General features: G+C 64.0%; 19 protein-coding genes. 16 read left to right on the top strand and 3 right to left on the bottom strand.

What is annotated here, in order from left to right; genetic code table 11:
• Positions 1-914 precede the first annotated feature (914 nt).
• From IRI77_RS15020 to IRI77_RS14990, 7 genes are all read left to right on the top strand, one after another.
• Entirely contained in the window at positions 915-1,622 is a 708-nt protein-coding gene (locus tag IRI77_RS15020; protein ID WP_194452857.1) for a hypothetical protein, read from the top strand.
• Between the two features lie 321 nt (positions 1,623-1,943).
• Positions 1,944-3,635, top strand: a complete 1,692-nt coding sequence (locus IRI77_RS15015; RefSeq protein WP_194452856.1) for an OmpA family protein — start codon at positions 1,944-1,946, stop codon at positions 3,633-3,635.
• 180 nt (positions 3,636-3,815) lie between these two features.
• A complete protein-coding gene (locus IRI77_RS15010) occupies positions 3,816-5,006 on the top strand; it encodes an SIR2 family NAD-dependent protein deacylase (protein ID WP_194452855.1) in 1,191 nt (396 codons plus the stop codon).
• Complete coding sequence (locus IRI77_RS15005; protein WP_194452854.1) at positions 5,000-8,020, top strand: WD40 repeat domain-containing protein; 3,021 nt, start codon at positions 5,000-5,002, stop codon at positions 8,018-8,020. Before IRI77_RS15010 ends, IRI77_RS15005 begins: the two co-directional genes overlap by 7 nt.
• 72 nt (positions 8,021-8,092) lie before the next feature.
• Complete coding sequence (locus tag IRI77_RS15000; protein WP_194452853.1) at positions 8,093-8,326, top strand: hypothetical protein; 234 nt, start codon at positions 8,093-8,095, stop codon at positions 8,324-8,326.
• A gap of 31 nt (positions 8,327-8,357) precedes the next feature.
• Positions 8,358-9,470 carry a hypothetical protein gene (locus tag IRI77_RS14995; RefSeq protein ID WP_194452852.1) on the top strand — a complete coding sequence of 371 codons (1,113 nt, stop codon included), beginning with the start codon at positions 8,358-8,360 and terminating at the stop codon, positions 9,468-9,470.
• Between the two features lie 49 nt (positions 9,471-9,519).
• Entirely contained in the window at positions 9,520-10,734 is a 1,215-nt protein-coding gene (locus tag IRI77_RS14990; RefSeq protein ID WP_194452851.1) for an alkaline phosphatase family protein, read from the top strand.
• A gap of 24 nt (positions 10,735-10,758) precedes the next feature.
• Here IRI77_RS14990 and IRI77_RS14985 read toward each other — a convergent pair whose 3' ends face one another.
• Both IRI77_RS14985 and IRI77_RS14980 read right to left on the bottom strand, forming a co-directional pair.
• Positions 10,759-11,019, bottom strand: coding sequence for a GlsB/YeaQ/YmgE family stress response membrane protein (locus IRI77_RS14985; RefSeq protein WP_194452850.1), 261 nt, complete (start codon positions 11,017-11,019; stop codon positions 10,759-10,761).
• Positions 11,020-11,138: 119 nt separating this feature from the next.
• Positions 11,139-11,663 carry a BON domain-containing protein gene (locus IRI77_RS14980; protein ID WP_194452849.1) on the bottom strand — a complete coding sequence of 175 codons (525 nt, stop codon included), beginning with the start codon at positions 11,661-11,663 and terminating at the stop codon, positions 11,139-11,141.
• Positions 11,664-12,178: 515 nt separating this feature from the next.
• Here IRI77_RS14980 and IRI77_RS14975 point away from each other — a divergent pair.
• The 7 genes from IRI77_RS14975 to IRI77_RS14945 all read left to right on the top strand — a co-directional run bounded on the left by IRI77_RS14975 (position 12,179) and on the right by IRI77_RS14945 (position 20,520).
• Complete coding sequence (locus IRI77_RS14975; protein ID WP_194452848.1) at positions 12,179-12,598, top strand: hypothetical protein; 420 nt, start codon at positions 12,179-12,181, stop codon at positions 12,596-12,598.
• Between the two features lie 170 nt (positions 12,599-12,768).
• Positions 12,769-12,918 (top strand): lmo0937 family membrane protein, encoded by a 150-nt coding sequence (locus IRI77_RS14970; protein WP_194452847.1) that lies wholly within the window; start codon positions 12,769-12,771, stop codon positions 12,916-12,918.
• A gap of 226 nt (positions 12,919-13,144) precedes the next feature.
• On the top strand, positions 13,145-13,480 hold the full coding sequence (locus tag IRI77_RS14965; protein WP_194452846.1) for a PadR family transcriptional regulator: 336 nt from the start codon (positions 13,145-13,147) through the stop codon (positions 13,478-13,480).
• Between the two features lie 30 nt (positions 13,481-13,510).
• Positions 13,511-16,228, top strand: coding sequence for an ABC transporter permease (locus IRI77_RS14960; RefSeq protein ID WP_194452845.1), 2,718 nt, complete (start codon positions 13,511-13,513; stop codon positions 16,226-16,228).
• A gap of 9 nt (positions 16,229-16,237) precedes the next feature.
• Positions 16,238-18,937, top strand: coding sequence for an ABC transporter permease (locus IRI77_RS14955; RefSeq protein WP_194452844.1), 2,700 nt, complete (start codon positions 16,238-16,240; stop codon positions 18,935-18,937).
• Between the two features lie 45 nt (positions 18,938-18,982).
• Positions 18,983-19,528, top strand: a complete 546-nt coding sequence (locus tag IRI77_RS14950; protein WP_194452843.1) for a DinB family protein — start codon at positions 18,983-18,985, stop codon at positions 19,526-19,528.
• An 8-nt stretch (positions 19,529-19,536) separates the two neighbouring features.
• On the top strand, positions 19,537-20,520 hold the full coding sequence (locus tag IRI77_RS14945) for a Gfo/Idh/MocA family protein (protein ID WP_194452842.1): 984 nt from the start codon (positions 19,537-19,539) through the stop codon (positions 20,518-20,520).
• 58 nt (positions 20,521-20,578) lie between these two features.
• Here the strand turns inward: IRI77_RS14945 and IRI77_RS14940 are convergent, their stop codons facing one another.
• A complete protein-coding gene (locus tag IRI77_RS14940) occupies positions 20,579-22,672 on the bottom strand; it encodes a radical SAM protein (protein WP_194452841.1) in 2,094 nt (697 codons plus the stop codon).
• A gap of 271 nt (positions 22,673-22,943) precedes the next feature.
• Between IRI77_RS14940 and queG the strand changes: the two genes are divergently transcribed.
• Both queG and IRI77_RS14930 read left to right on the top strand, forming a co-directional pair.
• Positions 22,944-23,969 (top strand): tRNA epoxyqueuosine(34) reductase QueG, encoded by a 1,026-nt coding sequence (queG, locus tag IRI77_RS14935; RefSeq protein ID WP_194452840.1) that lies wholly within the window; start codon positions 22,944-22,946, stop codon positions 23,967-23,969.
• A complete protein-coding gene (locus IRI77_RS14930) occupies positions 23,966-25,159 on the top strand; it encodes a tetratricopeptide repeat protein (protein WP_194452839.1) in 1,194 nt (397 codons plus the stop codon). The genes queG and IRI77_RS14930 overlap by 4 nt, the downstream gene beginning before the upstream one ends.
• The last annotated feature ends 3 nt before the right edge of the window (positions 25,160-25,162 follow it).

Raw genomic sequence — 25,162 nt, 5'->3', positions numbered from 1 at the left:
CTCAATCGAGCTGCTCCATGGAGCGCCCGGGACAGCCTGAACGCGTGCCATCGAATTCTGTCAGCCCGGGGTGTCCCTTTGAGAGTTTTTCGGAGAGTAACGGACCTTATGAGTGATGCCACGAAATGCGAGAGTGGTAGTCCCAGGGCTTCCCTACCATATCACCCAGCGGGGGACTAACCGCGAGGATGTGTTTTTCACGATTGCCGATCGGAAGCTGTATCTGCGATTGATTGTCGAGAATCTGGAGTGGGCCGGGGTGCGGATTCTGGCGTATTGCCTGATGAGCAATCGCGTACATTTTATCGCTGTGCCGGAGCGGGAGGGGCGCACTACAGCGTGCACTACAGCCTGACCTGTCCCACCGCGAATCACCAAAATACTGTTTCCAATTGGGGCAAATCACCCTGGAACTGGCCGAATGGCGCCGGTTCCCCTCCGCCGATCGGCCGGCCGCGAGGCACCGAGCCCAAAAAGTTGGCCCCAGACCACCCAGAAGTTCCAACCCCTCGCCATATCCCACAAACGGTACCTGACAGTCTGCAATCAGAAGGGCGGAAACCCTGGTGGGGCGGGTGCACCTGTCCCCGATTTTCAAGTCACAGCATCGGCCGTGCTCAGCGGCGCCTTCCCACCGGGCATCTCCCCACAAAGCGCCCGGAAGCGCCCCGCGAAGACCAGTCCCGATCTTCCCGTGAAAGCCCTCGTCCGCGCCAAGCCCGTCGCCTCGACCCCACTTCTCCCCCAATTCCCACATTGAGGTTTGCTTCATCACCGCATCCGGAACTCTTTTTTCCGTTTCTTTTCAACATGGCCCTCCCCAAATCAGCCCCTTTCCCCTTGACACCCCCCTTACCCTGGAATCGCGCCGGCCATTGTGCCGGCATTTTTTATGGAACAAGGAGTTTGACATCATGGCTACCGCAGCTCAGATCACCGCCAACCAGGCCAACGCGAAACAGTCCACCGGACCCGTCTCCATCGAAGGCAAGACCCGGTCATCCCAGAACGCCCGCCGCCACGGCTTCACCGCCCAGCACCTCACCATCACGCCCGAAGACCGCGCCAGTTTCACAGCACTCGAAGCGTCCCTGCGCCTCGACACCCGGCCCGCGAACTGCCTCGAAGAAGAGATCTTCCACCGCATCCTCACCCACACCTGGAACCTCCGCCGCATCGAATCCTTCGAATGTTTGATCCTTGCCGAAACGGACCCATTGGCGGAAACCAACACCCACGACGGCCAGCTCGACCGCTATGCCCGCTACCGCCGCGACCTCGAACGCGGCCTCTATCGCGCCATCAAGGAACTCAGCAAACTCCAAACCGAGCGTGCCGCCCTCAACCAGCAACACCCCGATGTCGTCAAAGCCGTCCGCGAGAATGTCCCCCTGGCCGAAGTCACCCGCCTGACCAGCAACACCGACGAACTCTTCTTCTACGAAGGCTTTGGCCGCCCGCGCCGCGCGCTCGAACACCTCACCACCGGCATCGACACGAACCACCCCGACAACCAGGACCCGCTCGCCGACCTCCAGCCCATCCGCGTTCCGCGAAACGAAGCCAACCTCGCCGGCGCAGAAGGACTGCCGGCCGACTTCTACAACGTTTCCAAGCGCTGAGCACCGCGTCTAGGCAACCTCGCCGCGCATCGACGAAACAAAGCCGCTGACGACCTCTGCCGCCAGTCGCGCCCCCAGCCGGCACCCATCCGGCCAAGCTCTTTGAAAACCACACCCCTATCTCCAACCCGGGGCGTCCCCGTACCGCGGCCACCGGCTCCAGCGGCCCCCGTGCAACGGCGAAACGAAGCCGAATCCCACTCCAACTCAGTTCATCCACAGGTTCTCAAGTAGAAATGAGATAAACGGGCCCTTATAGGCAATTTGTGATATAGCTCTCTGTAGTGCCCAGCAAGGCCGCATCTTCGGAGGAGGATCGCGATGAAACTTCCATTCCCTTGGCTCGCCTCGATGTTGCTCGTCACCGGCTTCATCCAGGCCCAATCTCTGGATATTCAGGTCGAACTCATGAACCAGATCGGCACCGACACCAGCCGGAAAGGGGATCTGATCTCCGGCCGTGTCATCTCGCCGCCGCAACTCCAGGGCGACGTCCTGGAAGGGCGGATCACCGAATCCCGCTCCGGCGCCAAGCTGGGGGGCAAGTCGGTCTTCTCGTTCACGTTCGACACGCTCCGCCACGCCGGCTCCACCATCCCCATCAGCTCTCAATTCAAATCCGCCATCAACTCCAAAGGCCGGCAGGACGTCGATGAGGAAGGCCGCATCGTACGCCGCGCCTCCGGCAATGTCGCCAAAGCCGCCGGTGGAACCGGTCTCGGCGCCATGATCGGTGGCATCGCCGGAGGCGGCAAAGGCGCGGCCATCGGTTCCGTCATCGGTGCCGGAGCCTCCATCGCCATGGTGCAGATCGCTGCCGACGCCCCAAACATTCGCTTCGCCCCGGGCAGCCGCCTCCTGATCGAAGCCAATGCGCGTAGCGGTGCGCCGCTCTCGACTTTGGCCGCCGCCCAGCCCACGCCCGTCAACGCGCCGGCGCCTCCGGTGGCCGCGCAGCCCGTCACCACCGCCAGCGCGGCGCCCGCACCGCTACCGGCCCAGCCGGGACCTCCGCAATCCACCCCGCCGCAGCCGGCCGCCGCGCCAGGTGAAACCGCGCAGCCGGAGTTCAAGTCCCTCGCCCCGGCCTTCGTGCCTGGCGAGAAGACCCTCTTCTACGACGACTTCACGGATATGAGCCCCGGCGACGCGCCCCCCCACTTCAAGGTCCGCGGAGCCGCACCCGACCTGCAGGCCGCCGGCGCCGTCCGTCAATTGCTCGTCACCGCCAACGGTACCCTCACGCCCAATCTCACGTCGCTCCCCAAGAACTTCACCTACGAAGCCGATCTCAAATTCGACGGAGTGAAACGCGCCATCATCGTGCTCAGCCTCTTTTCCAATGCCAAAGAGGTCTTCCAGTTCGTTACCTACGCGGAAGCGACCCAGATGGACCTCGTCGCCTCTATGCGTGCCCCCTATCAGGAACTGGGCCGCAAGCGCCTGCCCATGAGTTGGAACAATGTGGTCCGCTTCGCCCTCTGGGTCCAAAACGGCCGCATGCGGATCTTCGTGAATGGAGAGAAACAGCTCGACTTCAACCAGATCGACCTGCCACCCGTCACCAGGGTCGACTTCGGAAATAGCACCACGTTTCCCGGCCAGTCCATCGGCTACCGCATGATCCGCTTCGCCGAATCCGCGCCGGACTTCAGCCAGATGATCAGTGCCTCCGGCCGCTACGTCACCCACGGCATCCTCTTCGATACCGGCAGCGACCGGCTGAAACCCGAATCCGCCGCGGTCATCCAGACCATAGCCAAGGGGCTCGAAACAAACCCAAATCTGAGGCTCTGCATCGAGGGCCATACCGATTCCGTCGGCAACGCGGGCCAGAACCTCGAGCTCTCCCGCCGTCGCGCCGAAGCCGTCAAAACCGTGCTCTCCGCGCAGTTCGGCATCGATGCCGCGCGTCTCACCACCGCCGGAATGGGCTCGACCAAGCCGCTCGAGACCAACGACACCCCACAGGGCCGCTCTCAGAACCGCCGCGTCGAGTTCGTCCGGCAATAGACCGCCGCTGCCCACGATCGGGAACGAAGCTGCTGGAACTCCTCTCTCGCCGCGGCGCGCAGGCAGCGCCGCGGCGAGAGCCGTCTGGAGACTCGGCCCCCGCCATCGCCGCCTCTTCGCCCGCGCAAAACTATGGTGGAGCTCCCGGGTTTCTGCTGTAGAATGTGAGGCACTAACTGGATGCCTGTCCTCCCCTCCATTCCGTATGCGTCTCTCGGTGCGGACGTGCTGGCCGGGAACCAGGCGCTCATCCCGTTCCTCGGCGCCGGTGCCTCCATCGCCGGGGCTCCACCGTCCACCGTGCCGGTGCCGAACTATCCTGCCGATTCGGAAATCGACGAACTCGCCACCCGCTGGGGTCTCTCCGGCGCCGGCCTCGAGCACCTGAAACAGGGCATCCGGCAGGCCTTCGATCTCCAGAACTATGAGGACCACGAACCCGACTGGATGGAGATCGCCGGGCAGAAACCCTACCCGCCCTCGGCTCGCGAACTCGCCAACGCCCTCGCCGCCAATGTCAGCTACCACGGCTCCTGGCCCTACTCGCTGCTCCCCGTCTCCAGCTACCACGAGTTCGTGCGCGGCCGCGATCCCCACCGCAAGGATCTCGAATCGCTCTTCGCCGGCAAGACCCATCCGCTGCCGTCCCAGGACCTCATCGCCCGCGCGGCCCGCCACCACCTGCGCAATACCAAACGCGACTACCTCGTCATCACCACCAACTACGACCAGCTCATCGAACTGGCCTTCGATGCCGCCAAGGTCCCCTATGTCGTGCTGACGGTCGGCCGCAAACAACACCACGTCACCGTCCGCCCCAGCGCCAGCCTCCAGGCCTGGTTCGGCTTCTCCAATGAGGACTTCGAGGATCTCCAGCAGGGCCTGAAAGGCAAGCAGCCCGCCCTTTTCACACTGCCGCCGGTCTCGTCGCGCAAGCCCGTGGCCGTCATCTATAAGATGCACGGCTGCCTCTTCCCCCCGGCCGGCACTACCGACGACAGCATCATCCTCTCCGACGAAGACTACATCGCCTTCCTCAAGCGCCAGGGTGAATCCGGCGATGGCGTCATCCCCGCCGCCGTCACCCGCCTCATGCAGAACGAGGGCCAGGCCAATACCGGCTTCCTCTTCCTCGGCTACAGCTTCTCCGATTGGAACGTGCGCGCCATGTACCGCACCATCATCGACCAGCGCGCCCTCACCAAGGATGTCCGGGACTACGCCGTCGTCAGTTGGGTGAACGACTTCGAGTCCCAATACCTGTCCCAGCCCACCATCAACGTCTGCGTCGCCGATCTCGTGAAGTTCGCCGCCGAGATCAAGCGTCGGGCGGAGCCCGCGGCCTGGTCCGATACCCCATCGCTATGGTAGGCCCCAATCCCTTTCGAGGCCTCTCCTCTTATACCCGCGACGACCGCGAGGTGCTCTTCGGCCGCGACGACGACCTCACCGTCATCCTCGCCCGCATCTTCTCGCGCCGCACCACCTTGCTCTTCTCCGGCTCCGGCGTCGGGAAGACCTCCTTCCTCAACGCCAAGGTCGCGCCCGAACTCGAGCGCCGCTACTGCATCTGCTCCCACTCCGCCTGGAGCACCGGCGACCCGCTCTCCTGCCTGCGCGAAGCGCTCCGCAAGGCCTGGGCGGCACAGGGCTTCCAGTGCCCGGAGGGCGCTTCTCTGCTCGGCATGTTGCCCACTGCGCACCAGCAACTGAGCGGCACTCTCTTCATCCTCGATCAGTTCGAGGAGGTCTTCCAGAACCATCGCGACACGCCCGAGTTCGACCAGTTCGTGGCCGGCCTCTGCGAACTCATCAACTCGGAGACCGTCGAGGCCCGCGTCATCTTCGCCATGCGCGAGGAGTTCCTCGGCGAGCTCAGCGCCTTCGATAACAAGGCCCCCGACCTCTTCGGCAACTACTATCGCCTCAAGGCGCCCAATCGCCGTCAGGCGAAAGAGATCATCGAGGCCACCACACGCTCCGCCGGCGTGGGTAAATCCGCGCTGCTGCCCGAACTCATTGAAGACCTGCTGCGCGCCGCAACCCCCGGTATGCCCGGCACTGCCTACCGTTCCCGCGAGTTCGTCTCCCCGCCTTACCTCCAGATCGCCTGCCGCCACTTGTGGGAGGAAAGTCCACCCACTGAGGAAAGCGGTTTCCCGCGCCAATACGAGCCGGGCGGAGCCTCCAACGCGCTGCGCGACTACTGCAAGGTGAACCTGGACCCTCTGCCCAAACAGGCAAAGGAAGTCATCTCCAGCGCCTTCGGCTTCCTCATCACCCGCCAGGGCGCCAAGATGGCCTATGAGCTGAACAGCCTGGCGGAGCACCTCAAACTGGACAAGCAGAAGCTCGACACCGCGCTCTCCGCCCTCAGCAATGTCCGCATCCTCCGGCGTACCCCCGCTCCCGGCGGCGCTGTCTGGTTTGAGCTCTACCACGACATGTACGCGCCGTTCCTCACCGCCTGGGCCGAGCGCTATCGAGCCGAATGTGCGGCCGAAATCCAACGGGCCCGCAGCCGCAGCGGGCTCCTTCTCAAACTCGCCTCCGTCCTGGTGGTCTTCGCCTTTATCGCCGCGCTCCTGCTGTTCCGGTCAAACTCCGCCCTCACCGAATCCAACTCAACCCTCACGCGCACCGTCGAAGTGAAGCCGATCCTCGACACCGCGACTCTCCTCTCCCTGGTGGACTCTGAGCGCGCCGCGCTCCTGACCCTTGCCGCCGTACAGGTCTCCAACGGCGCGGCCGATCACACCGACGTCTCGCGCATCCTGGGCGATGTCCTCGCCACCCCGCGCCCCACGGTGGTGGCCAACCTTGGGCCGATTGTCAGTGCCGCGGTCAGTGGCGGCACGCTGGCTGCCTTGACCGAGAAGGGCGATGTGATCGCCTGGAGCCCGGACAAGAAGTCTGTGAAGCTGGCACGCGTAGCCGACGCCACTGACATCGCCATCGAGCCGCAAGGCTTCGTCGTCGTGAGCCGCGGCTCGGTCCGCACCCTGGTGGCCCCCGACGGCAAGACCGCCCCCTACTCTGGCGCCGCCGCCTTGCCCTTCGACTCCGATGTCATGAATGGCTTGCTCGCGAAGGGGAGCCAGGCCGGCTCGGTGGCAGTGACGGCCGCAACGGCCAGCGCCTACCCGCTCTCGCCGCAACGCTCCGTCCGCGTCGGCAGTTCCGCCGTCACCCGCGTGCGCTGGAACGCCGGGGCTACCCAGCTTCTGGTGGGCTTGGACGACGGCACCGCCGCCCTGCTGGATCGCACCAATCTCGATCTCGTCACCCGCTTGCCTGGTTCCGCCGGGGCGGCGCTCGCGGTGGGTTGGGACCAGTCCGGCGCGCCCGTCACGGTCAGCCGGACCGGCGAGATCCGCGTCTGGGACCTCGACACTCCGCTCAAACACATCCGCGCCTCGTCGCAGGCGCTCTACGGCATCGCCTTCTCGCCCGACGGCGGACGCCTGATCGCCGGCTCCGGTGACGGTTCCGTCAAAATCGTCGACGTCGCCAAGGGCGTTGTCATTGGCGACTGGAAGAATGTGCCCCCTTCCAAACAGGTGTGGGGCGTCGCCATCAGCCCGAATGGGAAGAACATCGCCAGCGTCAGCCTGGATGGCCTCCTCAATCTCTGGACGGCTTCCGGCAAGAACTACGATGGGCACAGCTTCTCCAAAAGCGTCTGGGCGGTGGACTTCGCCCCTGACGGCAAGTCCTTGGCCGTGGCGCTCTCCGACGGCAATATCTACCGGGTCGATCTGCCCATTCAGAAGAACACCCCGCAACTCATCGCCACCCACAAGGACCGTGCGGTCGCCGTCCGCTTCTCGCCCGACGGCAGCTTCATCGCCAGCGCCGGCATGGACCATCACCTTCTGCTGACGGCCATCCGTTCCGGCATGGCGGATCGGGATATCGGTCCCAAGCCGGGCGCCCTGCTGGACATCTCCTTTGGCGGGACCTCCGGCAATTGGGTCGCCGTCGCCGATGCCTCGGGAGTGGCGGACGTGGAGCGCAAGTCCGGCTCCCTCACGATGCGTGGCCACACCGGCCCGGTCTATGGCGTCGCCTGCCGCCCGAAGCTCGAAGAGATGGCGACCAGCGGCCAGGACGGCACGGTCCGGGTCTGGAACATGGCCACCAGCACGGAACTCCTCCGCTACTCCGCGCATGCCGGCGGCGCCAACCGCGTAGCCTATCGGCCGGACGGCCGGATCATCGCCTCCAGCGGCGCCGACGGGTTCATCCGAACCTACGCGGCCACCTACGATGACCTGCTGGATCTCGCGCGACACTACATCCGGCGCTCCCTCACCACGGACGAGTGCAAGCAGTACCTCAACGTCTCTCCATGCCCCGCGGATCTCCCCGTCCCAGCAAAGTAAGCCTCCCGCGAAACTCTGCTGTATACTCGATCAGCAGTATTTCAGGTCTGAATAGCGTGTTGGAGCAAGTCAATGAAGAAACTCGTAATGGCCATGACAGTCGGGATGGCGGTCCTGGCGGGCTCGATTGTTGGTTATGCTTTGCCTCAGACAGGAACAATAACCAAGAAGGATTCCATGGAGAAGGGCAAGGGCGGCAAGAAGGGCGCTGAGAAGGCCGCCGAGAAGACGAAGCCTCCTGTCGATTCCCCGGAAAAGGGTAAGAAGGGTGCCCATACCGACTCTGCTGCGTCCAAGTCCAAATAGCCATCCGGCCAGCTGCCCGGATTGACGAGTCATGGTAGGGCGGTTGACCGTCGCGATCCTCTCGACGGCCGCGGCCGCCCTGCTGCTTCTGTGGGCATCGGCCGGAACTCGGTCTCCACTGAATCCGCCGGATGTTCGGGTATCGCTGGCTGTAAAGCGCGGTCTGGCGTTTATTGAAGGCGTCGCTTCCGACGGGAAGAGCTTCGAGGAAAACGGCTTCGACCTTCTGTGGTGCTTCTGCAGCATCTCTCAAACTTCAGCCGACCCTGAACTGAGAGACCTCACCTGGCGCTTCGGCCATGAACGAGCCTTGCGTTGGCGGGCGGATCATTCCCGGGTACCGCCCGGCGCCGGAGCGGACGAGGTGTATCAACTGGTCGCCGGCAGCCACGCGGCGGAGTGCCTGGGCGTTCCGGACGAGTCCTTACGCAGGGGGTTGGAGCAAGCGGCGCTCCGCATCACCCCCGAGGAGATGTTCCGATTCGATCCGCGGAAAGAGCCCCCGCCCAGCGATATCCCCAAGGTCTGCCGGAAGTGCGGCACGCGAAGCGCGCGAGGCAGCCTGACCTGCCGTCAATGCGGAGCAGAGCTGGAACTGCGCGACCGCTATGGGGTCTGGTGCGACGCGATCATTGCCTCATATTCCGCTGAAGTCTATGGCCTCCGGTTCGGAGCGAGCCTCGCGGACGTCCTCCAGTGGCTGCCGCGGATGCACCCGTATCCACCGCCTGGACGCGCCAGTCGGATCCTCTATGAACATACCGCTTACGCGGTCACGCACTTCGTCTACGCCATGAACGGCTATGGCCTCTACCGCCTGCGCTCGGAGTGGTTTCCGAGGGAATACGAGTACCTGAGGACACATATCCGTAACGCCATCTCCGGCCGGGACACCGAGTTACTGGGCGAGTACATGGATACCTTGAAATCCTTCGGGCTCACTGAAGCCGATCCAGATTTGGCGGCCGGCACTCGATATCTGCTTGCCCACCAGAACCCCGACGGCAGTTGGGGTGATCCGGCTGACCCCGAGATCTATGACCGCTATCACACCACCTGGACCGCCATCGACGGCCTGCGGTCATATGCGTGGCGCGGTGAACGGGTGATGTTCCCTGAAGCAATGGTGAGGCTCCAGCCCTGAATCAGGGGCAGGGGGGCGGCCATTCGTGGCACATTCAAATGAGCGCGCTATGCGATTACTCCTACTTGTACCTCTATTTTTCGCGGCTCTGCCTGCCGCGGCCCAGCCCAGGCGCGTGCTGGTAGTCTCGGTGGACGGCCTCGACCAGCGGTATCTCGACGATGCCGATCGCCTCGGCCTGCGGATCCCCAATCTCCGCCGTGTGCTGAAGGAAGGCCAGTGGTCTCGCGGCGTGGTCGGTCAGGCGCCCACCGTGACATGGCCATCCCACACTACGCTCATCAGCGGCGTCGGTCCGGACATCCATGGCATTCTCGGCAATCGCCGGCCCAAGTCCGAGGGCGGCGAATACTACTGGAGCGCCTCGCTCCTCCACGCGCGCACATTGCTCGATGCCGTCAAAGCAGCCGGCCGCACCAGCGCCACCATCACCTGGCCGGTTACCGTCGATGCGCCCGTCACCTGGAACCTGCCGGAGTACTTCCAGCGCCGTCGCGGCGGCGACATGGACGTGCGCTCCATTGAGTCCAAGTGTGTGCCGGCCGACCTGGTGAAGAGCATCGCCGCTGTCTACCCCGCCTTCCCGCGCGAGTGGATGGAAGACCGCAACCGCACCATGGCTGCCCTCTACCTCCTGAAGACAGTGCAGCCCGATCTCATCCTGCTGCATCTCGTCGACCTCGATTCCGAAGCGCACCAGACCGGCCCGTTTACCCGTGAGGCCAACGCCACGCTGGAGAACATCGACGAGTACATCGGACAATTGCTGAGCGCGCTGCCCAAGGGCTACACCTTCGTCCTCGTCTCCGATCACGGCTTTGAAAAGGTGGAAGAGGAGATCAACCTCAGCGTCGCCGCCAAAGCGCGCGGAGTGGAAGGCGTGCGCGCCATGGGCGGCTACGTGATCGCTTCGACGCCGGCCGCCGCTGATCTGTTGAGGGAACTGAAGTCCACAGGTAAATATGGCTTGGGGCGGGAGATTCCGAAGGAAGAATTTGCCGTTTATGCGCCGGGTCAGGCAAAAGCGGTGGCTGCCTTTGAATCCGCGCCGGGCGTCTTCTTTGCCGCGGGCGAAGCCACGGAGGTCCATTCCAAGCCACACGAAGCCGGCAACCACGGCCACTGGCCCACTCGCTACCGGGCGGTCTATGCCGCTTGGCAGCCTGGCATCCAGGCGGCCCGTCTTCCCGAGATCTCACAGAAAGACATCGCCGGCCGCCTGGCGTCCCTGCTGGGGCTCGAGTTCACACCCGGCCCCAGGTAAAGAGCACACTGATGGGGGAAGTCCTCAGCCGGCGGTTGAACCCTTGCGGAACATCCGGTAAACCCACAACAGCAGGATCGCGCCAACCACGGACATAATCAGGCCGGCGCTATCCCCCTCGCGATACCAGCCGAGGGTTCGTCCGAGAAACCCGGCCACGATCGAGCCGGCGATCCCCAACAGCATCGTGATGAATATGCCGCCAGGATCCCTGCCGGGCATGATCAGTTTGGCGAGCGCACCGGCAACCAGGCCGATGAGACACATCCAGATGAAACTCAACATGTAGGCCTCCTCAATTTCCCGTGTTTCTACGGCACTCTGAAAGGTAGCATGCCCAGTCAGCCGCCGGGCCACCCGGCGTTACCCAGATCAACCCGGCTCATCCTGGCCAACAGGCCGGCCTACTTCTCGATGACGAGATTGTTCTTTACCGAGAACACGCCCGATACGCCGTTCGCGGAGAGGTTGGCAACCGTCTTGTCGCCTTCATTGTTGACTACTCCTTCGAGCGTCACATTGCCGTTCGCCACGATGATGTGGATGGAAGGAACCGCCGACAAAGTGTACCGGTCGAGCCCGGGATTCGAGAAGATGGCCCGGTAGACGGCCCGCCGCACCCGGTCGTCGTTCGGGGAGAGAGGCAGCACCTCGATCTGATTGTCGACTGCCTCCACGCCCTCTATCTGTTTGACCGCCCGCTCCGCATCGGCCTTGAGCGTCGGGCGCGTGACCTGTCCCATCAGCGTCACTTTGAACCCGTCGATCTTGTAGACAAGGTTGTCGAACACCCCGTAATAAGGCAGCATCACCAACTCGTGACGAACCTCTTTGAGCAGGCGTTTCTGGGCGTCAGCGGTTTGCGCCGAAGTAATGGCAGGGGCTGCCAGCAGCACCAGCAGGAGCATTCGATGGCTGAACTTGTTCATTGGTGTTCTCCAGTTTCATTTGGTATTGCATCAGGCAGTTGGAAATGAGCAGGCAATCCGCTGCACCTCCAACGTGAAGGGTTCGCGGGCGACGCGTCCGGTCAGGATTCGTTCCTTCGATGCCCACGCCGTTCACCGCCTGGCCGGCCGGAAACCATTCCGACAGGCCGGGAACCATCCAGGTCCAATGGGACGTGCATAAGGTTGTCGCATTTCGCGGCCGAGTCATGTGTGTGTTGTTAGAGCACGTGCATGGCCAAATAGGAGTGCCCCGGCTGGACCTCCATAGGATCGAAAGCAGCGGCCAGGTTGGCTGAATAGGGTCAATCGACGCCCGGGCGTCGGTCGCCCGTCTGGAAGCTGGGCGCCACACTGAACCGCGCATGGCCCCCCCGGTGCTCCGCGGGATCTGCCAGGCAGGGTGGTTGGTACAACCTGGCCTCACACTGTCTGCACGTTGGGGTGCCGTTTTCGTTTGGCGCTCGGCGTGCCCAACTCCATGGCAGGAGCAACACATGGCAAACAGTTCTTCCACCTCTTTTACAGACAAAATTGCGGACGAATCCTCGGCGCTGGGCGACAGGATCTCCGATGGCGCGGCACAGCTGAAAGCCAAAGCATCGGAACTGGGCCGTAGGGCAGCGGAGAAGATCGACGAGAACATGACTTCCGCGGCCGACGGGCTGGACAAGGCAGCCTCCTCGCTCCACGGAACAGCCGAACACCTGCCTGGAGTCGACGCGGTCAGCGGCTTCGCCCATTCGACGGCGGACAGGCTCAGCGCGACGGCCGGCTACGTTCGTGAGCACGACGTCGACTCGATGATGACCGGCGTCCGGGCGATCGTCCGCAAGAATCCTGGTCAGTCGTTGATCATCGCAGGCGTCGTTGGCTTCCTGATCGGGCGCTCTTTTAAGCGAGGGTCTGCCGCCTGAGGGCGATGCCCGGCGGAGTTCAGTGGTTGCTCCAGCTTGCGGGATGCATCGGGGCGGAATTGAAACATCGCTCCTCCTGACTGTCCACAAAGCGCTTGAATCGGATCCGGCGCAACACGGCGGTCGACGTTCGAACTAAAGGTGCCCAGGGATGGGCGCGGGAGAAACTTATGCTCTGGACGATTGTCGCTGTGATGTTGGTGCTCTGGCTCCTCGGATTCAGTATGAGCATTGGCGGGAGCCTCATCCATTTATTGTTGGTCGTGGCTTTGGTCGCGATCGTCTTCAACCTGATTTCAGGGCGCAGAAGCGCCATCTGACGGTTCAGCCCATGCCCCTTGCGCGGCTACCGCGAGGGGCACGGGCCGGAAACGCGTCACGGCTAGCTGCATCTAAAAGTGCTAGTCCGTCACGCGGAGGGCGCCTTCCCACGGGCGCCCTCGACCTTTCACCCTTCACTTTCCTCCCCCATCCACAAAAGTTGACATTTTTCTCGAGACAACAGATTCTCCTAGACGTCTATACTAGACAGCTAGGAGAGTTGCATTGGGACGACATGACAACGACCGCCTGCAAGGCACGCTGGACCTGCTGGTCCTGAAAGTTCTCGCCAGCCGGGGCCGCATGCATGGCTACGGCATTACGCTCCAGATCCAACAGATATCCAGGGAAGAGCTGCGCGTGGAGGAGGGTTCGCTGTATCCGGCCCTGCATCGCATGGCACAGGACTCCCTCATCTCGGCCGAGTGGGGTACGACGGAGAACAAGCGGCGTGCCCGCTACTACGAGATCACCCCGGCCGGCCTGGAGCGGTTGAAACAGGAAGAAGAGAACTGGGCCCGGCTTACCTCGGCCGTTGCCCGGTTCCTGCAGTACGCCTGATCGCGGAGCCGGTGCGAAAGGAGAACCGCTGTGCCCTGGTGGAGCAAACTTGTCAATCTCGTCCGCGGCGAACGCCATGTGGACGAGCTCGATGAGGAGATGGAGTTTCACATCGCTATGCGCGCCGAAGAGCGGCGGGGGGCCGGGCTGTCCGAGAAGGAAGCCCTTGAGGCAGCCCGGCGCGAGTTCGGGAACCCCGCGCTGCAGCGTGAGCGTGCACGCGATGCCGACATCCTTCAGTGGCTCGACACCTGCCTGCAGGATCTGCGGTTTGCGGCGCGGTCGTCCGCCAAATCGCCCGGGCTCACGGCCGTCGTTGTCCTCTCGCTCGCGCTGGGGATTGGGGCGAACACGGCCCTATTTACCATCACGAACGCGATGCTGCTGCGGACGCTGCCGGTCGCACGGCCCCAGCAACTCTACGCGCTGCAACTGGATGAGAACGACACGGCCACCAACCCCATCTGGGAGGATTTCCGCGACCACCAGGATCTCTTCAGCTCAGCGTTTGCCTGGTCCACGGAGAGCTTCGATACCAGCGAGGGCGGGGCAGTCAGTCCCGTGCGAGGCGCGTATGCCAGTGGAGCCGTGTTCCGGACACTTGGCCTGCAGCCGGCGCTGGGACGAGCCTTTGATGAGGCCGCGGACCACCCAGGGAGCGGCTCCGATGCAGCGATTGCCTTGCTGGGCTACGACTACTGGCAGCGCGCCTTTGGCGGAGATGCCTCAGCGCTGGGGCGGACGCTGCGCCTGGATGGCAAGCCCTTCCGGATCGTAGGCGTCGCTCCGGCGGGCTTTACGGGTATCGAAGTTGGCGAGAGGTTCGACGTACTCGTTCCCCTGGCGTCCGAACCCTACCTGCGTGGGCCGGAGAGCATGCTGAAGCATGGCGCTTACTGGTGGCTGGTGGTCGCCGGGCGGTTGAAAGAGGGGGTGCCGCTGGCACAGGCACAGTCACGGCTTCAGGCCCTGGGGACTGGAGTCATGGAACGCACTCACCACCCCGAGTGGAAGCCGCAGATCCTTAGGAACTATCTCGGCCGCCAGTTCTCGCTGGTCAGCATGGCGCGCGGCCTGAATTATGCGGGCACGGAGCTGCGCAAGCCTGTGCTCATATTGAACGCCGTGGTGATCCTGGTTCTGCTGATTGCTTGCGCGAATGTGGCCAACCTGCTGCTGGCGCGTTCGGCTGCTCGCGGGCGGGAGATTTCGGTACGGTTCGCCTTGGGCGCCTCGCGAGCTCGCATCGCCCGGCAGCTGCTCACGGAGAGCCTGCTGCTTGCGTTCGCGGGCGGCGCCCTGGGCCTGGTGATCGCGCCTCCGGTGGCGAGACTCCTGCTGCGCGCGGCCGCCACGCGCCGCGAAGAGTTGTTCCTCGATCTTCATCCTGATCCTGCAGTGCTGGCCTTCACCACCTGCGTGGCGCTGCTTTGCGGGCTGCTGTTCGGAGCCGCGCCTGCCTGGCATAGCGCCCGGGTGGAGCCGCAGACCGGCTTGCGCGCGGCATCCGGTGCGTCGGGCGACCGGCGCGGCGGACTGCGCGCGGCGCTCGTCGCCTTCCAGGTTGCGCTTTCGCTGGTACTGGTCATCGGAGCGGGGCTGTTCCTCTCCACCCTACGCAATCTCACTCATACCGACCTGGGCTTCCAGCCGGCGGATGTGCTGCTTGTCGATGTGGATCTGTCCCGCTCCGGGATAGCCGACGCGGCCCGGGCAGCGTTTCACCAGGAGCTGCTGGCCCGATTCCGGGCGCTGCCGGGTGTCGAAGCGGCCGGCGCCTCGCTGGTAACACCGCTGGCCGGCAATACTTGGCAAGCGACCATGCGGGTGGAATCGGGAGCGGGCCAGCCTGTGAGTATCCATGTTCACTACAACGGCATCACGCCTGGCTACTTCCACACGCTGGGGACGCCGCTGCTGGCCGGCCGGGACATCTCGACTGGGGATCACTCGAACTCGGCGCTGGTGGCAGTGGTCAATGAGACGTTCGCCCGCCGTGCGCTGGCTGGATTACCCGGCGGCCGGGCTTACAGCCCCGCTGCGGCGCTGGGCCTAAGATTCCGCAAAGAGTTTCGAGCCTCATTTAGCGCGCCAGCAGTGGAGAAGGTAGTTGAGGTTGTGGGCGTGGCGAGGGATGCGAAGTACCGCACCATCCGCGGCGCTGTGCCGCCGACGGTGTATATGGGGATTGCCCAGGAGCCCCAGGGCAGCGCCGGACTGAGTTACGAGCTGCGCACCCGGATGGACCTGTCCGCCGCCGCGCAGATGATTCGGGCCGCCGTCGCGGAGGCCAATCCGCGAGCGTCCTACACCCTGCGCACCTTCGATTCGCAGGCGCGCGACGCCACGCGGCCAGAGCGTCTGGTGGCCGCTTTCTCCAGCGTCTTTGGCGGGCTCGCACTCCTGCTGGCCGCCATCGGTCTTTATGGCGTACTCTCCTTCTCGGTCGCGCAGCGCCGGGGCGAGATTGGGATCCGGGTCGCAATGGGCGCCACGCCCGGCCACATCCGCCGCTGGGTTGTGCGCCGGAGCCTGGCCACGGTGGCTGCCGGAGCGGCCGGAGGGCTGGGGTTGGCAGCCTGGAGCACCGCCCTGGTCCGATCGATGTTGTACGGCATCCAGCCCGGCGATCCACTGGTGTACACAGCGGGTCTCGCCATTCTGTTGGCGATCTCGGCGCTGGCGGCTTATCTGCCCGCGCGCCGGGCAACGCGCCTCGATCCGGTGCAGGCGCTGCGTCAGGAATAGGAGTTATCGATGCCACTCTGGAGCAGACTTCGCAACGTCTTCCGCACTCGCGGCGGCGATATGAATACAGAACTCGACGAGGAACTGCAGGCGCACATCGCCATGCGGGCCGATCAGTTTGTGGAAGAAGGACTCCCTCCAGACGAGGCGCGGCGGCGGGCCGAACAGATGTTCGGCAACACGTTGCTGGTGCGGGAGCGGACTCGCGACGCCGATGTCGCGCAGTGGCTGGACGCGCTGTTGCAGGACCTGCGCTATGCGTTGCGGATGATGCGCCATTCGCCCGTGCTGACGGGTGTCGTCGTGCTGTCACTCGGGCTCGGCATCGGTGCCAATACGGCCTTCTTCACCCTCACGAACGCCCTGCTGTTGAAACAGTTGCCGGTGCGCGACCCGGCGCGCCTGGTGAGCCTGGAACTCGGGCGGCCCGGCGAGGCGAATTGGGGCGACTCTTTCACGAACCCCCTCTGGGAGGAGTTCGACAAGGGCCAGGACATTGCCAGTGGCGCCTTTGCGTACGCCGCGCAGAGTTTTAACGCCGGCGAGCGTGGCGAGACTCGGATGATCAACGCGGCGATCGCGAGCGGCCGCGTCTTCGAAACGCTGGGTGTCGAACCCGTGGCCGGCCGGCTGTTCACCGCCGCCGACGATCGCCGCGGCGGCGGCTGGGATGGACCGGTGGCCGTGCTTGGCTATGACTACTGGCAGCGCGCTTATGGCATGGATCCTTCCATTGTTGGCCGCAACATCTCCCTCGACGGCAAGCCGTACAAGGTGGTGGGCATCGCGCCTGCGTCCTTCTATGGCATCTATGTCGGCTTGCGCTTCGACGTCATCGTGCCGCTGGCCACGGAGACCTACCGCACGTCCGATCCCAAGCTGCTGGACGCGCGCTCGAACTGGATGGTGAGCATCGTGGCCCGGTTGAAGCCGGAGTGGACGCAGGCGCGTGCGAATGAGCGGCTGAAGGCGCTGGCGCCAGGCCTCTTCGAGGCTACGGTGCCGCCCAACTGGCCGCCCAAGAGGGTTCAGGATTTCCTGTCATCCCGTCTACGCGTGACAGCGGCGGCGCGCGGACTTTCGGCGGTCTCCGACTCGATGCGCAGCGCGGTGCTGCTGTTGAACGGGTTTGTGGCCCTGGTCCTGCTGATCGCCTGCGCGAATGTCGCGAACCTGCTGCTGGCACGCGCCACCGTCCGTGCGCGGGAGTATACGGTCCGCATGGCCTTGGGCGCGTCGCGGAGCCGGCTGCTGCGCCAGTCGCTGACGGAGAGCTTGCTGCTGGCCCTAGCCGGTGCTGCGGTTGGACTCGCCATTGCCCAGCCGGCGGCGCAGGCACTGGTGGCGATCTCAGGACGATCCACGGCTCAAATGTCGCTCGATCTGGCGCCCGATGGGAGGGTGCTGCTGTTCACGACGGTGGTGGGCGTCTTCTGCGGACTGTTGTTTGGGATGGCTCCGGCGTGGCGCGCGTCGCGCAATGCGCTGCTGCCTCGCATCGCGGGCACGGCTGGAGACGGCAAGGGCCGCCTGCGGGCCTGTCTTGTGTCGTTGCAGGTGGCACTATCCGTAGTGGTCCTGGTGGGCTGCGGGTTGTTCCTCTCTTCCTGGCAGAAGCTGGGCAAAGCGAGCCTCGGGTTCGATCCGAACCATGTGGTGCTGGCCAAGGTGGACCTGAGCACTCTCACGATGGAGCAGGATCAGCGGGCGGAGGCTGTGGAGGATGTGCGGCGGCAGTTGCGAGGCGCTCCGGGTGTCGAGGAGACCAGTGCTTCGGTCCTGACCCCGATGGGCTCCGGCATGTGGAGTTCCCTCGTCGTTGGCGACGACGGCAAAGGAGGACGGCGCGAGCACGAGATTTACTACAACGCCGTCTCGCCTGGATTCTTTCGCGCGCTGGGTACGCCGCTGCTGGCCGGCCGGGATATTGAGCCGAACGATCGCAAGTCCTCGACACAGGTGGCGGTGGTGAACGAGAGTTTCGTCCGCCAGGTCTTCGGTGGGGGCAATCCGATTGGGCGCTACTTCGAGGAAGGCCTGACGCCCAGCAAGACCGGGTTTGTCACGCATAAGGTGCAGGTGGTGGGGATCGCCCGCGACGCCACTTATCGCGAGCTGCGCCAGGCGCCTCCACCGACGATGTACAGGCCGCTGTCACAGGCCCGCGCGTTACCTTACGTCACGTTTGCCGTGCGGGGGGCCGGCGAGATGGAGCAACTACTCTCCACGGTGCGGGCCGCGTTTGCGTCATCGGGCAACCGGTTCTCCTATACGCTGCAGACCTACCCGATGCGGATGCGCGATGCCATGGTGACGGAGCGGCTGCTGGCGGCGCTATCCACGCTGTTCGGGGCGCTGGCCCTGGGGCTGGCCGGGATGGGCTTGTATGGAGTGCTTGCCTACTCAGTGACGCGCCGCAGCGGCGAGATCGGGATTCGCATGGCGCTGGGCGCTACGGCATCGCACATACGGAATTGGGTGCTGCGGCAATCGGGCCTCACGGTCCTGTCTGGCTTTGCGGCTGGTCTACTTCTGGCCCTATGGCTGGCGCCGGTTGCGAAGAAGTTGTTGTTTGGCGTGAAGGCCTCCGACTGGCGTGTGTATGCGGTCAGCCTGGCCGTGCTGGTCGCCATCTCCTTCGCTGCCAGTTATCTGCCTGCCCGGCGGGCCACGCGGCTGAACCCTGTCCAGGCTCTTAGGCACGACTGAGCGGCGCTAGAATAGAGCGAGTCTTTTTTACTGGAGTCCCTGACTATGAAACCACTCGCCTGTCTTCTGCTCGCGCTGTGTGGAACCCTCTCCGCGCAGACCGCGCCTTCCGTGAACAAGCTGTACGACGGCCAGTTCTCGTCGATCGAGCGCGAACTCGTGCCGCTGGTGGAAGCCATGTCCGAAGCGCAGCTCAACTTCGTCCCGGCGAAGGGCGAGTTCAAGGGCGCGCGCACCTTCGGCCAGCAGGCCACGCACGTCGCCGCCGTGATCTACGCCGTGGCGGCGAAGATGCTGGGCGAGGCGAATCCCATCGACATGGGCAAGGCCGAGAACGGGCCCGCGACGCTGAAGACCAAGGCCGAGATCGTGAAGTTCGTGAAGGACGGATTCGCCTACGGCCATAAGGGCCTCGCCACGGTAAACGACAAGAATCAGTTGGAGATGATCCCGTCGCCTTTCGGGGATGGCAAGATGCCGCGCGGTTCGGCTGCCTCGATCCTCACCTGGCACAGCTTCGACCACTACGGCCAGATGGCTGTGTACGCGCGCCTGAATGGGGTCGTGCCTCCAGCCAGCCGCGGGAACTAGAATCAGTCATGTCTTCGAATAAACTGCGCTGGGGCGTGCTCGGCGTGGCCGGGATCGCTGTGAAGAAGGTGATCCCCGCCATGCAGAAGTGCAGCCTCTGTGAGATTGCCGCCATCGCCTCGCGCGACCTGGACAAGGCCAGGCAGGCGGCGCCGGGGCTGGGGATCGCGAAGGCCTATGGCTCCTATGAAGAGCTGTTGGCCGATCCTGACATCGACGTCATCTACAATCCGCTGCCGAATCACCTGCACGTGCCGTGGTCGATCAAGGCCATGGAGGCAGGCAAGCATGTGCTGTGCGAGAAGCCTTTGGGCCTGTCCACGGCGGAGGTCCGCGAGATGATTGCGGTGCGCGACCGGACGGGTCGGGTGGCCGGCGAGGCGTTCATGATCCGCACGCATCCGCAATGGCTGCGCGCCCGTGAAGTGATCCAATCCGGAGAAATTGGCGACCTGCGCGGGGTGGTGTCTTGGTTCAGCTATACGAATCGCGATCCGAAGAACGTGCGCAATGTTGCGGGTTGGGGCGGCGGCGGGCTGATGGACATCGGGTGCTATGGCATCTTCTCGTCACGCTTCCTGTTCGGGGAAGAGCCGCGGCGAGTGTCGGGGACCCTGGAGCTCGATCCGGATTTCCAGACCGACAGGCTGGCATCGGCGGTGCTGGACTTCCCGTCCGGCCAGGCGACGTTCCTGTGTTCGACCCAGATGGTGCCGGGCCAGCGGGTGCTGGCGTTCGGGACCAGGGGGCGGATCGAGATCGAGATCCCGTTCAACGCTCCGCCGGATGCGCAGTGCCGCATCTGGGTGGACGGCCGGGAAGAGTTGTTCGACATCTGCGACCAGTACACGCTGCAAGGCGATGCCTTCAGCCGCGCCGTGCTGGGCGAAGGACCGGTGCCGGTGCCGCTAGAGAACTCGCTGGGCAACATGGCGGTGATCGACGCGATTGTGGAGTCGTCGAGCTCCGGCCGCTGGGTCACACTGGGTTAGCCAAAAGAAAACGGCCGGCCCCGAAGGACCGGCCATTTTGTCTACTTGAACTGGAGGCTTAGTCGCCGAGGGCGCCGGTGGTCTCTTCCGCCTTCGGAGCGGCCGGCTGGATGCCGCCGATCTGAACCAGGTTCGACTCGGGTTCCTTGAGGACGTGCTTCTTGTAAAGCTCCATCATCTTGGCGTTCTCGGCTTCCTGCGCCAGGCGCAGCTTCTGGTCGCGGGAACGGATCTTCTCTTCGCGCGCCGTCTTGGCGATGCCCAGGTTGTCGAGGTCGTGCTGAACTTCGTTCGTGACGAGCTCTTCGCGCAGCACCAGGCGGTGATCTGTGGTGTTGAGCTTGACGTTCTTGCCGCCGGCGAAGATTTCGTGACGGCCGTGCTCGTCGTACCACTTGGTGAGCGTGGCGGTCATGTGCATCTTCTCGACGATGTTGCGCCAGCCCACGCCGGTGTTATACGCGCAGAAGCTGATTTCGCCTTCCTGCGTGGCGTAGGGGATGATGCACTGTTCGGTACGGCGGAAGTCGTAGTTGAACAGATCCTGGAACCACATGCCGGCGATGAAGAGGAAGTTCCAGCGGTCGCGGCGGCGGCGCTCGATGTCGGTGAGGGTGCGGTCACCCTTCACGCTGCCGTAGTTGCGGCCGGTGGCGCCGAAGGTCTTGTCGAACTTCTTCAGCAGGTCGGACAGCTTGAAGTGGGTGGGCGACTGGAAGGGATCGTAGTTGCGCATCAGGGCGAGCGCCATGCCGACGACGGAGAGCTTCCGGCCGCGGGCGGCGTCGTTGACGCGGGCGATGTCCTTGGAGAGGCGGTCGCCGTTCAGGAACTTGGTCACCGGGACCGATTCCTTGGTTTCCTTGTCGACCATGACGGCCATGCCGATGCCGCAGTTCGGGTGGCAGCCGCAGCTCAGCTGGCCCCATTCGGCCTGGGGGCCATGGATCAGGTCGGCCCAATCGGAGAACGTGGACATGAACGAGATCGGGTACCAGTCGCGGGTCGGCTCGCCGATGCCGGTCTGGTTCTTCACGTCGTGCGCCAGGTGCGACAGCGTGTAGCGCTGGGCGGCGCGGCGGTCTTCCGTGACGGCTTCATCGCGGCCGGTGAAGGAAACGGGCTGGAAGCTGAGGAAGGAGATCTTCTTCGGGTTGTCCAGGGCGAACTGGACGACGCGGCCCACCTGCTCGTTATTGATGCCGTTAATGATGGTGATGACGGGGACGATGTCGACGCCGGCCGAGTGGAGGTTCTCGATGGCACGCAGCTTCACGTCAAACAGGTTGCCGACGGCGCGGTGCGAGTTGGCGGCGTTGCCGACGCCGTCGAACTGGAGGTAAGCGTAGCGGAGGCCGGCCTCGGCCGCCTGCGCCGCGAATTCCTTCGACTTGGCGAACTCGATGCCGTTGGTGGCGGCCTGAACTGAGTTGTAGCCAACCTTCTTGCAGTAGCGGACCGCATCCAGGAAGTAAGGCGACAGCGTCGGCTCGCCGCCGGAGAACTGCACCGACATCTGGCGCCGGGGCTTGATCTTCAGGGCGTTGTCGAGCATCGTCTTGATGTCTTCCCAGCTCAGCTCATGGACGAAGCCAACCTGGTTGGCGTCCATGAAGCAGGGGTCGCACATCATGTTGCAGCGGTTGGTGAGGTCGATGGTGAGGACCGAACCGCGGCCGTGGGTGATGGTGGACGAGCCGTGCTTGTGCAGGTCGGCATCGTTGTGGGCGCGGATGTCGCGGCCCGGGAAGACGTCTTCGAGGTGCTTGAAGAACGCCGGATCGATCGCCATCACGTCTTCGAAGTGACCGTGGATGGGGCAATCCTTGACCATCAGGATCTTCCCATCGCGTTCGATGATCTGGGCCTTGATCTCGCCAGGACGCTGATTCACCAGGATGCTGACATCCTTCTTGCCGTCGATGATCTCCTGACGAACTTCAGGAATGCACTTGGGGCAAAGCGAATCGGTGGTACGGGGCCAGCCCATCTTGGGCTTCATCTTTTCGTAGGACTTCAACAGCGGCTTCTCGGACCACTTCGGCGTGAAGCCGGGGTTCGGGCTGATCTGGTTCAGGGAATCGAAAACCTGCCAGGCAGCCTTGGCCGCCAAGGTTGCTGCCTTCTCCACGTACTTGATCGGCTTATGCATTTTTTGGATGGACTCCTAATATCGTTTGGAGGACGCTAAGCGCTCTGCACTACTAAAAACTTTGACTTCCGCGGACAGTTCACGCGGCTTTGCTCAATAGAATTGTATGCAGGATCCTTCATAGAGCCTACGGCTCTCCATCGAACTGTGCCGTTTGACGCTTGGATGGGGATTATGGGGGTTAAACGGCAAGGTTCGGATTCACCCGCCGGTGGTGTGTCTGACACCGCGGCATAGTAGCATGATTCCAGAGGAGATACCGCTGATTCCCATGACTCCGGACCGGGCCGCATTCGCCGCCGCCGCCCAACGGGCCGGATTCGCGCTTTGCGGCGTGGCTCAGGCTGGGGCCGTAGCGGACTATCCCGTTTATCAACAATGGGTTAGTGACGGAATGGCGGGCCCTATGGAGTACCTGACCGATCACCGCGCTGCGTTGCGGGCGGATCCGCGGTCGTTGCTGCCGTCGGCGCGGTCCGTGCTGTGCGTGGGGCGGCTCTACAACACGAATGGGCCCTCGGGTAGCGCCATATCCCGCTATGCGTGGGGACCGGAGGATTACCACGACGTGCTGCGGCGGGCGCTGCAGGGGATGGTGGATGAACTCCTAAGTGCTTGGGGCTCATTCGAGTACAGGATCTGCGTGGATACGGCTCCGGTACTGGAGCGGTCGCTGGCGCGGGAGGCCGGCCTGGGCTGGATCGGCCGCAATACCTGCCTCATCAACCAGCCGGCGGGGTCGTGGTTCTTCCTGGGGGAAGTGCTGATTTCCCTTAAACTTACGCCGGATATGCCGCCGCCGGACCGGTGCGGCAGCTGCCGGCGCTGCATCGACGCCTGTCCGACGCAGGCCCTGGTGCCGGACGGAGAGGGCGGTTGGCGGCTGGACGGGCGGCAGTGCATCTCCACCTGGACAATTGAGCAGCGCGGAGTGCTGCCGGAGGAACACCGCGCGGCGTCCGGCGGACACGTCTTCGGGTGTGACATCTGCCAGGAGGTGTGTCCGTGGAACCGGCGGGCTCCGGTAACCGGGGAGGCGGCATTTCAGCCAGCGAATGCGGACCCGGATCCGGCCGAATTGGCGGCCTTGTCGCCGGAGGAGTTCCGGGCCCGATTCCGCAAGACGCCGCTGTGGCGGACGAAGTATTCCGGGTTGCTGAGGAACGTGGCGACCGCCATGGGGAATGCCCGTGATCCTCGCTATCGCGAGCATTTGCAGCGGCTTGCGGAGATCGAGGACGAAAGCGTCCGGACTCATGCGGAATGGGCGCTGGCGCGGCTGGAGGAGGAGACGTGACCGGCGGACTCGCCCTGCTGCTGGTGGCGCAGGCAGCGCTGTGGCCTGAAATGGACCCACTTGTCCAGAAGGGCTACGACCATTTCTACAACCTGGAGTACCCCGAGGCGATCGCGACCTTTCAGAAGGCGGTGGAGGCGGCTCCGCTGGATCCGAACCGGCGGAATCACCTGGCCCAGGCCGTGCTGTTCAGCCTGATGTTCCGGGCCGGAGCCCTGGAGACTGAGATGGTGACGGGCGGGAACCCGTTCCTGCGACGGCCCAAGATGGAGCCCACTCCGGCGGAGGAGACGCTCTTTGAGAATGCGCTGAACGAGTGTTCGCGGCTGTCGCAGGCGTTGCTGGCGGAGAATCCCGATGACACCAATGCCCTTTATGCGCAAGGGGTTGCGCTGGGGCTACGCGGTACCTACAACTATCTGGTCAAGAAAGAGTGGCTGGATTCGCTGCGGGACATGACGGCGGGCCGGAAACTGCACAACCGTGTGTACGAACTCGATCCCACCAATATAGATGCCCTGATGATGCAGGGCATGCACGACTACGTCGTGGGATCGCTGCCCTTTGCGTATAAGGTGCTGGGCTTTCTGGCTGGTTTCCATGGCGACCGGCAGCAGGGCATCCGGACGGTGCAGATTGTGGCGGAGAAGGGCAAGTACAACCGGGTGGATGCCGAGATCCTGTTGGGCATTGCGGCCCGGAGGGAGCGGCGGCCGGGCGATGCGGTGCAGATCTGCGAGAAGCTGCGCTCGGAGTTCCCCCGGAACTTTCTGGTTCTGTTCGAGTTGTCGCAGATGTATGCGGATCTCGGCGATAAGGACAACGCCTGGAGTGCGCTGGACCGGGTGGAGGAGCTGAAGAAGTCGAATGCGCCCGGCTTCCAGTCGCTGCCGGTGGAGCGGATCGAGTTTGCGCGCGGGAACCTGCTGTTCTGGTATGACGACCCGGACGCGGCGATTGTCCATTTGCGGAAGGCGACCCGGCGGGCGCAGGCGCTGGATCCGAACTCGGGTGTGACGGCGTGGCTGCGTCTGGGGCAGTGTCTTGACCTGAAAGGGAGGAGAGCGGAAGCGAGGGCGGCGTACCGGTCGGCGATCCAATATTGGCCGGCCTCTGACGAGGCGAAATCTGCACGGAAGTATCTGGATAAGGTGTTCACTACAAACGAAAAGAGGGCAATGTCCGGTTGACAG

Source organism: Paludibaculum fermentans (assembly GCF_015277775.1).
In the GTDB taxonomy this organism is placed as follows: Bacteria; Acidobacteriota; Terriglobia; order Bryobacterales; family Bryobacteraceae; genus Paludibaculum; species Paludibaculum fermentans.
The sequence above is the reverse complement of the archived record's forward strand: the minus strand, read 5'-3'. Positions and strand labels throughout refer to the sequence as shown.